Source organism: Microbacterium sp. (assembly GCF_052102115.1).
Taxonomy (GTDB): domain Bacteria; phylum Actinomycetota; class Actinomycetes; order Actinomycetales; family Microbacteriaceae; genus Microbacterium.
This window is the reverse complement of record NZ_JBQDVP010000037.1, coordinates 1-12,427: the sequence shown is the minus strand read 5'-3', so window position 1 is coordinate 12,427 and position 12,427 is coordinate 1. Positions and strand designations below refer to the sequence as shown.

Below are 12,427 nucleotides of genomic sequence, written 5' to 3'. Positions count from 1 at the left end.
ATCCTCGTTCGGGCCAGTCTACCGAGAGGTCGGACGAGGACGACCATCGACTTCAGTGCCGCCTACGTGGACCTGAACGTCACTGTCGCCCCGTGACCACCCCCACGGGAGCACGGTGCTGTACGGGCTTTGGCGCGCTGCTGGTCATCGTCGGCAACGCGATCATGGCCACCATCACGGTCTTCATCTTCGTACACCCCTGCCTCAATCACCTGCCTGCGGCGGCGCAGGCAGATGTGCGCGGCTAAAGCAGTGCCGTCCGGTCCACGACGCGCCCCGGCCCGTATGCGGATGCCACCGGCACCCAACCGAATCAGTGCATTGAGGTGAGGCTTACCTTAGTGTGCTAAAGTTGTAGCGATTGGGCTCGCCTCTCGGCCGGTCCACGAGCAGGAAGAGAGACATGCTCATGACCAATATCCGTATCGACCACGACGCCTCGGCGCTCTATCAGGCCGAGGTTCTCGGTCGAAGACAGGTCTCGCCGAATATAATGCGGGTGACCCTGGGTGGGGCGGACTTGGCAGGCTTCGAGTTCCTGGGCTTCGACCACTGGTGCCGGCTGGCGCTGCCCGTTCACGGCGGGCAGCAGCTCGGCAGGCTACCGGCCGCGTTCAACCTGACGGGATATCTGAAGTACCTGCGGCTGCCTAAGGGAACCCGCCCGGTGATCCGCAACTACACGTTCCGTCAGTTCCGCGCCGCAGCCCGGGACGGTCCCGAGGTGGACATTGACTTCGTTGTCCACGGCGACGAGGGCGTCGCCGGGCCGTGGGCGCGGACCGTCGAGTCCGGTGCCCCGGTCGCGTTTATCGACCAGGGGCGGGGCTTTGCCCCCGTTCCCGCCGACCGGACGCTGTTGGTGGCCGACGAATCCGCTCTCCCGGCCGTTGCCGGGATCCTGCGTGACCTGCCGCGAGAGACCACTGGGCACGCCCTGATCGAGGTCCTTGATGAGGCCGACATCCAATCCGCTCAGGCCCCTGCGGGCATGGATGTCCGCTGGCTGGTCCGTGGGGCCGGCCAATCCCCTGGGGCCTGGGTCCTGCCGGCCCTGGAAGACCTGGAGTTCCCCGTCGGCCAGCCCTATGTCTTCGCCGCCGGGGAGAGTGCGCTGGTGACGGGGGCCCGCCGACACCTCGTCAAGGCCAGGGCGGTGCCCAAGCGCAACATCACCTTCGTCGGCTATTGGAAGGAGGGACGATCCTCGTGAACCCCAAACGACCACGAGCATGGATGCGACGGCACAAATATCCGTGACGACGGCCCGTGAGTGTGAGCGGCGTCGGACAGTCCAAGATTGCAGACCAAGCAGCAGCGCCTCGCCGCTCTGTGTGAGCAGCGGTGCACTTGGATATTGTTTCATGGTAAGTAATTCTCAAGTGCAGTAAAGGAAAGGTGGTGCGCGTGGCGCAGCGACTCGATGACCCCGTCTCCGTGACGCGGGCAGAACCGAAGACGCCAACGGAGGCGTCGGTGGAGCAAGGTTTCTTCGCGCCGGTGCGCGGCAGTCTCGCCGGGATCATCGGGCTGAGCGTGCTTGGCGCGGTCACCGGCGTGGTCCCGTTTATCGCGATCGTCGAGCTGGCCCGCACGCTGCTGCCCGCGGTCTCCGGTGGCTGGATCGACGTCGGCCGGGTGTGGCTGATCGTCGCCGTGGCGGTGGTGGCGTTGTTCGTGAGTTTTGGGGCCGCGTTCGCCTCTGGGTTGGTGAGCCATCTCGCGGATGCGCGGCTGCAGCACTCGCTGCGGGGGCGCATCGTGGGGCATCTGCGACGGTTGCCGTTGGGGTGGTTCGATCGTCGCGCCTCGGGAACGGTGCGCAAGCTGGTGGAAAATGACGTCAACGCGCTGCACCAGCTGGTGGCCCACGCCATCCATGATGTCGTCACCGCGGTTACGGTGCCGGCGGTGAGTCTTGTCTACCTGTTCGTCGTGCAGTGGCAGCTGGCCCTGGCGGCTCTGGTGCCATTGGTGGTCACGGCGATCCTGTACCCGGTGCTGATGCGCGGCGGGGCGGAGAAGTACCGGCAGTACGACGAATCCACCGCAGCTTTGTCCGAGGCGACCGTCGAGTTCGTCCACGGGATCGCGGTGGTCAAGCGCTTCGGCCAGGTCGGCCGCAGCCACCGCCGCTACCGGGACCAGACGAAGCAGTATTCCCGGTTCGTCGCCGAGTGGACCCGCGAGACCGCGACGATGTTCACCGTCATCGAGATCATCACCTCCCCGGTGGTCGTCCTGGTGTGGCTGCTCGCGGCCGGCCTGTGGCTCGTGGGTGCAGGAGTCGCGGCCCCGATCGATGTGCTGCCCGGGCTGCTGATGGGACTCGGGCTGACCGGCCCGCTGTTGAAGCTGGGCTCCTCGGCCCAGTTTCTGCGCGATGCCACCAAGGCGCAGGCCTCGCTGTCCGGGTTCTTTGCCCTGTCTCCCGTGCCGCCGCCGGACGAGCCATCCATCCCGCAGGGCCGCGGCGTCGTCTTCGACAATCTCTCCTTCAGCTATGACGGTGAGCACCGGGTGCTGCACGGGGTCACGGCGACCTGCGCGCCGGGCACCGTGACGGCCTTGGTCGGTGCGTCCGGATCGGGGAAGTCAACGCTGGCCAAGCTCGTGCCCCGCTTCTACGACGCTGAGTCCGGCACGGTGGCGATCGGAGGTGCCGACGTCGCCCAGGTCCCGGCAGCCAAGCTGTATCGGTCGGTAGGGTTCGTGTTCCAGGATGTGCAGCTGCTGCGGGCGAGCCTGCGGGAAAACATCCGCCTGACACGGCCCGACGCCGCCGCCGAGGAGGTGGAGGCGGCCGCCCGTGCCGCGCAGATCCACGACCGCATCGAACGGTTCGAGCGCGGCTACGACGCGGTCGTCGGCGAGGACGCCAACCTCTCCGGCGGGGAGGCTCAACGGGTGACGATCGCCCGCGCCCTGCTCGCCGACGCCCCCGTGCTCGTCCTCGACGAAGCGACTGCCTTCGCCGACCCGGATTCGGAGGCTGCGATCCAACGGGCCCTGTCCACACTCGCTGCGGACCGGACGGTGCTGGTGGTCGCCCACCGTCTGCACACCATCACTGGCGCGGACCAGATCCTCGTCCTTGACGACGGGCGGATCGCCGAGTCCGGCACCCACACCCAGCTCGTGGCCGCAGGTGGCCAGTACGCCCGGATGTGGTCCGACTACCAGGACAACCACACCCGCACTTTCCCGGAAGGAGCCCAGGCATGATTGGCCGCCTGCTGCACTACTCGTCCCCGCGAGCCCGCCGCCTGCTGATCACCGAATTGGTGTTCATCGTCGCCACCGCAGTCCTGCAGGGGGCGGCCTTCCTCCTGCTCGTCCCATTGCTGCAGGCGCTGCTGCGCGGTGATACCGATGCCGCATGGTCGTGGCTGACCGTCATGGCAGCCGTGGGTGCCGGATACGTGGTCACCACGTGGTTCGCCAGCCAGATCGGGATGAAGGCTAGCGGCGCGCTGCTGGACTCCCTGCTGACGCGGCTCGGCGACCGGCTGATCGAGCTGCCGGTCGCGTGGTTCGGTCAGGACCGGTCCGGCCTGGCGGCCGGGATCGCGACGCAGGGCGCAATGTTCGTCTCCAATATGCCCTATGCGATCCTGCGCCAGATACTGATCGGGTTCATCACGCCCGGCACGGTGTTGGCGGGCATGTATGTCTTTGACTGGCGGCTCGCTGTGGCGATGACGGTGATGGTGCCGGTGATCCTTTTCGGGTACCGGTGGTTGCAGCGGGCGATCGGCCGCGGTGACGTTGTCCACGCCGAGGCCGTCACCGACGCCTCCAATCGGGTGATCGAATTCGCCCGGGCGCAGCCGGCCCTGCGCACGGCCGGCGAGGGGTCGATCGCCGACCGGCTGGTCGCCGACGCACTACAGAACCAGCATCGCGCCTATCGGGGGTTGCTCGTCACCGGTGGAGCCGGTATCGCGACTTTCGCCGGGCTGGTGCAGCTCTCGCTGACGCTGTTGCTGGTCGTCGGGGCCTATCTGGCCGTCGGCGGCACCGTCGACGTCGCGACGCTCATCGCGTTGCTTGTGCTCGGGGTGCGCTTCAACGAGCCCATCGTCGCCGCCGGCGACCTCGGCGGCGGCGTCGCCGTCGCCCGCACCACCCTGGACCAGCTCGACCGGCTCGCCGCCGTGGCCGCCCTGCCCGAGCCGCAGACGCCCGCGAAACCCGCGGACTGGGGCATCGGGTTCGAGGACGTCACCTTCGGCTATGGCGACGAACCGGTGCTGCAGGACCTGTCGTTCAATGCTCCGGCAGGGGGTATGACGGCTATCGTCGGTCCGTCCGGGGCGGGCAAGACGACGATCACCAAGCTCATTGCCCGCTTCTACGATCCGGAGTCGGGCACCGTGACGATCGGTGGTGTGCCGCTGCCCGAGCTCGGCACTGCCACAGTCGAAGCAGCAGTGGCACCGGTGTCCCAGGACGTCTATCTCTTCGACGACACCATCGTGAACAACGTGTGGCTAGGCAACCCCGACATGACCCGCGAGGAGGTCATCGCCGCGGCCAGCCGGGCACGGGTGGACGAGATCGCCTACCGGCTGCCCGGCGGATGGGACGCCCGGGTCGGCGAGGGCGGGACCAACCTCTCCGGCGGGGAGCGGCAGCGGGTCTCCATCGCCCGAGCCTTGCTCAAGGACGCCCCGATCGTGCTGCTGGATGAGGCCACCTCCGCGCTCGACGTCGGCAACGAGATCGCCATCGGCGAGGCGATCGACAGGATCCGTGCCGACCGCACGCTGATCGTCGTCGCTCACCGGTTGCAGACGATTATGACCGCCGAGAAGATCATCATGCTCGCAGGCGACGGCAGCATCAGCGAGACCGGTACGCACACCGAGCTGCTCGCCGCTCACGGCAGCTACGCCCGTTACTGGACCGAACGCGTTGACGCCACCGGCTGGCAGCTGACCCCCACCGACGCACACACCCATCCCCGACTCTGACGGAAGAAGCCCAACAATGCCTGCTACCACCCCGAAACCGCCCACTTCTATGCCTGCCGGGGGCGCGACGCGCCCGTCGTTGTCGGTGCGCTTCTCCGCCCGCGACCTGGTCAGCGTGGCGATTTTCGCGGTCATCTACTTCGTCATCGCTTTCGCCATCGCGATGCTCGGGATCATCAGCCCGCTGGTGATGCTGCTGACCCTGCCGCTGAGCGCGATCGCCGCCGGCATCCCGTACATGCTCTTCCTCACCAGGGCCCGCCACCCCGGCATGACGACCCTGTTCGGGATCGTCCTCGGCCTACTCAACCTGATGATCGGCCATCCCTGGCAGGGGGTGCTGGTCATGATTGCGGTGTCCGTGCTCGGCGACCTGATCCTGTGGGCCGGCAGATACCGCTCCACGTGGGCGGCGATCTGGACCTACACTGTCTTTTCCTGCTGGTTCATTGGCCCGTGGATCCCCTTCTTCGCCAACCCCGACGAGTACCTCCGATCCGATCACATGTCGGGCATGGGCGATGGCTACCTTGCGGCCTTCGAGCAGATCGTCTCCGCCCCGGCCGTCCTGGCGATGATCGCCGCTACCATCGTGTGCGGCTTCCTCGGTGCGCTGCTGGGAACCAAGCTGTTGCGCAAGCACTTCCGTAGAGCCGGACTGGCATGAGACCTGACAACGTCGAAGTGCGAACGGCCGAGCACACATCCGGGGGCCACGGTGATGCTGCTCTCGCGGTCAGCACCGGTGCCCGGAAACCGGCGCGGGGGAATCTCGAAGAGGGTGGCGTGGCCCCGACGCGCCGGCCGGGTCTGGATCCGCGGACGAAGATCGTCCTGGTGGTTCTCTGCAGCGCGGTGGTGATGGGCTCGGGCGGGTTACGTTTCGTGCCAGCGGTGCTCGTTCTGGGCACCACCCTTGCTGTGTGGGAGCGGTCCTGGGTCAGGGCGGTCGGACTGCCCGCCGTCGCCGTCGCGCTGTGGGTTCTCGGTTGGGTCCTGCCGCTGTGGTGGCCGAACCTGCTGACCGCGACCACCGCCATAGCGTGTGCATACCTGATCCGCTTCGCCGCGGCGATCGGGCTGGGGATGCACTTGATCGCCACGACATCCCCGACCCTGCTCGCCGCAGGGCTGCGGGCGTGGCGGGTGCCGCGTGCGGTGTCGGTGACGCTCGCGGTCATGCTGCGCGTCTTCCCGGTCGTCGCATCCGAGTCCGCCGCGGTGCTGGACGCGATGCGGCTACGAGGCCTGGTTGGTGCCCGCGGCCTGGCACGCCACCCGGTCCTGGGCATCGAACGGTTAACCGTCCCGATGATCGCCGCGAGCCTGCGCGCCACCGAGGACCTCTCCGCTGCTACGATCCTGCGCGGGCTCGGCTCGCACCGCCGGCCCACGGCGATGGTCCCGCCCCGGTTCGGAGTACCCGACCTCATCCTCGCCGTCGCCGTGGCAATCCTCGCGGCCGCCGCGGTTTGGATGCCACAGGTGCTGGCATGATCGGCATTGCTGATGTCAGCTGGACCTACCCGCACGCCGACGTTCCAAGTCTGCAGGGCTTCGACCTGCACGTTAAGACGGGGGAGTGCGTCGTGGTGTGCGGGGCATCCGGCTCGGGCAAGTCGACCGCGCTGCGGCTGATGAACGGCCTGGTCCCACACTTCCACGACGAAGGAGTGCTCACCGGCACCGTCACGGTCGACGGCATCGACACTGCCACCGCGCAGCTCGACGACCTCGGCGCACTCTCGGGCACGGTCCTGCAGCACCCCCGCCGCCAGTTCTTCGCCGACACCGCGGCTGAGGAGATCGCCTTCGCGATGGAGAACCTCGGCTTCCCGCCCGAGACCATCCGCACCCGCGTTGCTGCAGCCCTCGCCGGCCTGGCCGAAGTGGTGCCCCTCGACCAGTCCCTGCAACGCCTGTCCGGCGGGCAGCAGCAGCAGGTCGCGATCGCCGCCGCCACCGCCCACCGGCCGCGGATCCTGCTGCTGGACGAGCCCAGCGCCAACCTCTCCGCCGACGCGGTCGACCGCCTCGCCGCCACGCTGGCCCGGCTCAAGGAGGACGGCGTCACGATCGTCGTCGCCGAGCACCGGCTGCGCTATCTGGAAGACCTCGCCGACCGGATCGTCGTCATGGCCGAGGGCACCATCGACACCGAATGGTCCGCCGCCGACTTCAGGGCCGTCACCGATGCCGACCTCTCCCGCGAGGGGCTGCGCGGCCACGTCAGCGCCGCGGTGCTGCCCCCGCTGCCGGTCGCCGGGGCCAGTGCCGCCGCACCCGTCCCTGCCGGGCGGGTGCGAAGCGGCGGGCTGGAACTGGAGGGCATCCTGTGTCGCCTGGGCGGACGGACTGTGCTCGACCTCGACCGCGTCGCCTTCCCCGCGTCCACTGTGACTGCAGTCCGCGGGGTCAACGGTGCCGGGAAGACCACCCTGGCCCGGATCGTGACCGGACTGCAGCGCAGCACCGGCACCGTGCGGCTAGACGGGAAGCAGCTGAGCCGGCGGGCCCGGCAACGGGCCAGCGCGATCGTCATGCAGGACGTGCAGCGCCAGCTGTTCACCGACACCATCGCCTCCGAGATCGACCTCGCCGGCACCGACACAACAGAGGCCATCGACACGGCTGCGGTCCTCGACGCACTCGACCTCGCCCACCTGACCGAACGTCACCCGCTTTCGCTGTCCGGCGGTCAGCAGCAGCGCCTCGTCATCGCGGCCGTGCGCGTCGCCGGCCGACGCATCGTCGTTTTCGACGAGCCCAGCTCCGGCGTCGATCGCCGCCACCTGCAATCGATCTCCGACCAGATCCGCCAGGTCGCCGCGACCGGCGCGGTCGTGCTGCTGATCAGCCACGACGAGGATCTGCTCTCGTTGGCCGCCGACCAGCAGCTGACTCTCACCCCGCCCGAGGCCCGGAAGAATGCTGCCGGCCTCGGACCCACACGGCAGGAGGCCGCCCGATGACCACCGATCCCACGACCTCGCACTTTCAACCGCCCGCACCGCAGATCCGGCTGGTGCTCTCAGCCGTGTTCCTGGTCTACCTGGCGCAGATGACGCTCAACCCGATCATCGCCCCGCTCTCTCGGGAGGTGGGTCTGGCCGAGTGGCAGGTCGGGGTGACTATTAGCTCCGCGGCGCTGATGCTGGTGACCACCAGTCAACTGTGGGGCCGCCGCTCCCAGTCCTGGGGCCGCAAGCCGGTCCTGGTCGCTGCCCTCGGACTCGGTGTGGCCATGACGGCAGCGTTCGCTCTGGTTTCCTGGTTGGGCATGACCGGCGTGGTCACCGGGGTCGTGCTATTCGCCCTGTTCGTGATCCTGCGTGGCATCGGATTCGGAGTCGCCATTGCCGCGATCCCGCCCACTGCGCAGGCCTACATCGCCGACGTCACCACCGATGAGACCAGCCGGGTCAAGGGCATGGCCGGCGTCGGGGCGGTCCAAGGCGTGGCCATGATCGGCGGCTCCATCGTCGGTGGCCTACTGGCCGCCTTCGGGCTGCTCACACCACTGGTCGTGGTCCCGGCGATGCTCGCCGCAGGTCTCGTCCTCGTCGCGGCACGGCTGCGCCCAGAACCGCGGACCACGCTCATCGAGCGCCCGCGCAGCGTGCGGCCCACGGACTCGCGGGTGTGGCCCTTCCTACTGGCCGGTTTCGGCGTCTTCACCGCCCTCGGTTTCATCCAGGTCATTACCGGGTTCATCATCCAGGACCGACTCGGCCTCGACGCCAGCACGGCCGGCGTCCTCACCGGTGCCGCGATGCTGGCCGCGGGAGCCGGCACAGTTCTGGCACAGGCGGTGATCGTCCCGCGCAGCGGCTGGAGCCCGGCAACCCTGCTGCGCGCAGGAGGCGGCGTCGCCGTAGCCGGATTCCTGCTCCTCATCCCGGACATCGGACCCGTCGCGCTGTTCGCCTCGCTCGGGATCATCGGGCTCGGCATCGGCCTGGCGATGCCCGGCTACACCGCCGGACCGAGCCTGCTGGTCGACCGCGACGAGCAGGGCGGACTCGCCGGGCTCAGCGCGGCGAACATGGGCCTGACCTTCATCATCGCCCCCACCGCGAGCACAGCATTGTACGGGATCTGGCCGCCGCTGCCGGTCATCGTCGGCACCGCGATCATGGCCGCCGTGACCGTCTTCGTCCTCACCCACTCTCGCTTCCGGCACCTGCCCGCGGCACCCGTCGAGGCCCCGCCAGCTACACCGACGGAGCATCAGCACGAACCAGAGCCGAACGACGACCACGGAGGACGCATGAACAGCACCGATCCCACGACCGACCACGGTGATCGGGCCGATGCCAGCAGATGGGTGGGCGACGAAGTACAGCAGCTCGCTGAGGACAATTCGCGAGGTAGCCTCCGCGATTGATTTCTTCGGCTGTGACTTCAGCGGACGGAAATAACCTAGCTGCGAACGTATCATTGGCGAAGTAGCGATGACTCTCGATATCGCCATAGCGATGATATATCGAATGTGATCGAAGCAAGTATGTCGATTCGCCGACCGGAAGACTGAATGGCCCATTCTCACCCGCCCCGACCTGCCCGCAATGTCCCGACTGCCCTGGCCCCGCGACGCATCGTCCTGGCCGTGCTCGCCCTAGTGATCCTCTCAACGGGCGTCGGCCTGGTGCTCCTATGGCCGAGCCGCGACGCGGTCGACGACGCCTCGTTGGCGGACCAGTTCGCTGTCGAGGGAATGACCTACCCAACGGCGAGGATCGATGCGATCAACGAGGGTGAATGCGAGGACCAAAGCGCCGTCAGCGACGATCCCGCCTTCTCGGGCCAATCAGTGGTCCAGCACTGTGACATAGCCGAGGTCACCATTCTCGACGGGGCCCGGGCGGGGGAGAGGACCACGGTTCAATTGGGAGGTTCGCTGACGGCTTCGGGACTTCGGCCCGACGATACGCTCCGGCTCATGAGCCTGTCCGACTCAGCTGCTGATGACCAAGAGGGAGGCCTCGGTTCGGCTGTCACCGAGAACGAGCGCAGCAGCGATGGCGTTCTCGGTGTGGTCCGCAATGTTCCTTTGGCCATCCTGGCGATCGTCTTCATCGGCGTCGTCATAGCCGTCGGCATGCTCCGCGGGTTCCTCGCGCTCATCGCACTGGGCTTCAGCGCGATGATGGTGATCTACTTCGTCCTTCCCGCCTTGATCGCCGGAGGCTCGGGCACTGCGATCGCCCTGGTCGGGGCCAGCGCCATCATGGTCGTTGTCCTGTACCTCGCTCATGGGGTGTCCATGCGCACTAGTGCTGCCCTGCTGGGCACTCTCATTGGCATCGGTCTCATGGCCGGCATCGCCCAAGTCGCAGTGAGCACCACCCGCCTCAGCGGCCTCGGCGACGAGACCTCGAACGTGCTCGCCTCGATGACATCGGAGATCGACTTCAGGGGCCTGCTGACCTGTGGCATCATCATCGCCGGATTGGGCGTCCTCAACGATGTCACGATCACGCAAGCCTCATCGGTGTGGGAGCTGCGCGCTGCGGCTCCCGGTCTGACACGGCGGGAGATCTCCGTTCGGGCAATGCGGATCGGCCGGGACCACATCGCCTCGGCGATCTACACGATCGTGTTCGCCTACGCCGGTGCGGCCATGAGCGTGTTGATCCTGCTCTACCTCTACGACCAGCCGATGCTGAACGTCCTCACACAGGAGGACCTGAGCATCGAGGCGGTCCGGACCATCACCAGCGGGATCGGCCTCGTCCTGGCTGTGCCTGTGACGACGTGGATCGCCGCCTGGCTCCTTCCCCCGGCCGTGTCGCCCACTAACGAGGCGAGCGGAGCCAGACCGCGGCTCCGCTGACACGGGCAGGCACCTGAAGATAGGGGACGCCACTTGTTCGGTATGGATCCCCGGCCGAATGCGCCCCACCGCGGGGGTGCCTCTGGCCGTCATGATGACCGGGCGCTGAGGTGTCGAGAACCCGCGCCGTTCAACGCCAACACGGGACTTCGACGCGCGTCGGCGACGCCCCTCGAGCGAGGGCTCAGTGCTCGTCGTAGTGGTCGTCGTGGACTGCGTGGCGGTGGCCGTCGTGGAGGTAGTCGACGTGGTCGCCGTGGGCCACGGACTGGTGCCCGCAGCCCTCGCCATGGGCGTGCTCGGCTGCTGTGTGCTCGGCCAGGGTGTGTGCGTCGGTCATGATCATTCCTTCTCTGTAAGGGACCCGGAGCCTGGGCCCGGTTCTTGAACATGCACGAGGGCATCGGCGACGACGTGGGCGACGTGCTCGTCGGCAAGGCCGTAGGTCACGGCCTTGCCCCGTCGGTTGGCCGTGACCAAGCCGGTCTGGCGCAGCGTCTTGAGGTGCTGGGACACCAATGGCTGCGACATGCCCGTCAGGTCGGTGAGCGCGCCGACAGTCATCGGCTCGTTGCCGAGCGCGCGGACCAGCCACAGGCGCGACTCGTTGCCGAGTACCTTGAACAGCTGGGCCGCACGATCGAGGCCGTTTTCCTTGTGCATGCCCCCATCACACCATTCATATCAACGTATTGCAATATGATATTGTATATGAGAACAGATCTCACGAGGAGTCCAGGAGTTCCGACATGACGCAGGCGGGCAAGACAAGGCGCAACACGGCGCAGAAGGACGCCGTCCGACGGGCACTCGCCTCCGCCGAAGGGTTCGTCTCGGCCCAGGACCTGCACCGTCGCCTCGATGGCGAGGGGAGCCGGGTCGCGCTGGCGACGGTCTATCGGCAGCTCAATGCCCTCGCAGACGAGGGGGAGGCCGACATCGTCTCAACCGGAGACGAACAGCTGTTCCGTACTTGTCGGCAACCCGACCGGCATCATCACCACCTGATATGCGAATACTGCGGCAATGCCGTCGAAGTCACCCCCGACGACGAGGGCTGGTTCGCCCGCATCGCAGCCGACCACGGCTACACCGTCACCCGGCACAGCATCGAGATCTACGGCCGCTGCCCACGATGCCAAAATGGTTGACCAGCGCGGGCGGTAGTCATGGCGATTCGTCTCGTCGGGCGGACACAGTTGAACACTTGTCGCATCCCAATGAGGCAGACCCGGCTCAAGGCGGCTTCTCCATCGCCGTGGAACGCAGGACTTGGAGACTGACCACAGTGGCGAGTACCGGCTGCGGGCGTCGTTCGGCCGCAGCCCCGGGGACCGAGCTCGACCGCGCTGCCTCGCATCGTGGGGGGCTGCCGCACGTTTAGGTGACAGTTGGGGTGTCAGGCCGCGAGGCTCACGGCCGGGTTCATGATGGTCTCGTATTCGATGGGGGTCAATCGGCCCAGGCGAGCCTGCCGGCGACGGCGGTGGTAGGTCCTCTCTATCCAGGTGATGATCGCGATCCGCAGCTCCTCCCGGGTCCTCCAGCGCTTGCGGTCCAGGACGTTCTTCTGCAGTAGCGAGAAGAACGATTCCATCGCGGCATTGTCGCCGGC

General features: G+C 67.5%; 13 protein-coding genes. 10 read left to right on the top strand and 3 right to left on the bottom strand.

Annotation, left to right across the window (positions count from 1 at the left end; translation table 11 throughout):
* The first annotated feature begins 92 nt into the window (after positions 1 to 92).
* The 9 genes from ACTICP_RS11575 (at position 93) to ACTICP_RS11535 (ending at position 10,812) form a co-directional block, all read left to right on the top strand.
* A complete protein-coding gene (locus tag ACTICP_RS11575; protein WP_165771806.1) occupies positions 93 to 248 on the top strand; it encodes a hypothetical protein in 156 nt (51 codons plus the stop codon).
* Positions 249 to 403: 155 nt separating this feature from the next.
* A complete protein-coding gene (locus tag ACTICP_RS11570) occupies positions 404 to 1,213 on the top strand; it encodes a siderophore-interacting protein (RefSeq protein ID WP_226833643.1) in 810 nt (269 codons plus the stop codon).
* A gap of 188 nt (positions 1,214 to 1,401) precedes the next feature.
* On the top strand, positions 1,402 to 3,225 hold the full coding sequence (locus ACTICP_RS11565; protein WP_441892506.1) for an ABC transporter ATP-binding protein: 1,824 nt from the start codon (positions 1,402 to 1,404) through the stop codon (positions 3,223 to 3,225).
* Entirely contained in the window at positions 3,222 to 4,976 is a 1,755-nt protein-coding gene (locus ACTICP_RS11560) for an ABC transporter ATP-binding protein (protein WP_101598569.1), read from the top strand. The genes ACTICP_RS11565 and ACTICP_RS11560 overlap by 4 nt, the downstream gene beginning before the upstream one ends.
* 16 nt (positions 4,977 to 4,992) lie before the next feature.
* Positions 4,993 to 5,643 carry an MptD family putative ECF transporter S component gene (locus ACTICP_RS11555; RefSeq protein WP_441441215.1) on the top strand — a complete coding sequence of 217 codons (651 nt, stop codon included), beginning with the start codon at positions 4,993 to 4,995 and terminating at the stop codon, positions 5,641 to 5,643.
* A complete protein-coding gene (locus tag ACTICP_RS11550) occupies positions 5,640 to 6,473 on the top strand; it encodes an energy-coupling factor transporter transmembrane component T (RefSeq protein WP_441441214.1) in 834 nt (277 codons plus the stop codon). The genes ACTICP_RS11555 and ACTICP_RS11550 overlap by 4 nt, the downstream gene beginning before the upstream one ends.
* Positions 6,470 to 7,948, top strand: coding sequence for an ATP-binding cassette domain-containing protein (locus tag ACTICP_RS11545; protein ID WP_096162319.1), 1,479 nt, complete (start codon positions 6,470 to 6,472; stop codon positions 7,946 to 7,948). Before ACTICP_RS11550 ends, ACTICP_RS11545 begins: the two co-directional genes overlap by 4 nt.
* The gene (locus ACTICP_RS11540) at positions 7,945 to 9,363 is read left to right on the top strand and encodes an MFS transporter (RefSeq protein ID WP_096162320.1); all 1,419 of its coding nucleotides are present in this window, start codon (positions 7,945 to 7,947) and stop codon (positions 9,361 to 9,363) included. The genes ACTICP_RS11545 and ACTICP_RS11540 overlap by 4 nt, the downstream gene beginning before the upstream one ends.
* A 555-nt stretch (positions 9,364 to 9,918) precedes the next feature.
* Entirely contained in the window at positions 9,919 to 10,812 is an 894-nt protein-coding gene (locus ACTICP_RS11535; protein ID WP_441892503.1) for a YibE/F family protein, read from the top strand.
* Positions 10,813 to 10,996: 184 nt separating this feature from the next.
* Here ACTICP_RS11535 and ACTICP_RS11530 read toward each other — a convergent pair whose 3' ends face one another.
* Positions 10,997 to 11,152, bottom strand: a complete 156-nt coding sequence (locus ACTICP_RS11530; RefSeq protein ID WP_114319639.1) for a zinc transporter permease — start codon at positions 11,150 to 11,152, stop codon at positions 10,997 to 10,999.
* A 2-nt stretch (positions 11,153 to 11,154) separates the two neighbouring features.
* A complete protein-coding gene (locus tag ACTICP_RS11525; protein WP_096162323.1) occupies positions 11,155 to 11,475 on the bottom strand; it encodes an ArsR/SmtB family transcription factor in 321 nt (106 codons plus the stop codon).
* Between the two features lie 86 nt (positions 11,476 to 11,561).
* Between ACTICP_RS11525 and ACTICP_RS11520 the strand changes: the two genes are divergently transcribed.
* A complete protein-coding gene (locus tag ACTICP_RS11520) occupies positions 11,562 to 11,963 on the top strand; it encodes a Fur family transcriptional regulator (protein ID WP_101598236.1) in 402 nt (133 codons plus the stop codon).
* Positions 11,964 to 12,211: 248 nt separating this feature from the next.
* Here ACTICP_RS11520 and ACTICP_RS11515 read toward each other — a convergent pair.
* Positions 12,212 to 12,427 (bottom strand): IS3 family transposase (locus ACTICP_RS11515; protein WP_441892500.1); only part of this gene is annotated, 216 nt, incomplete at its 5' end.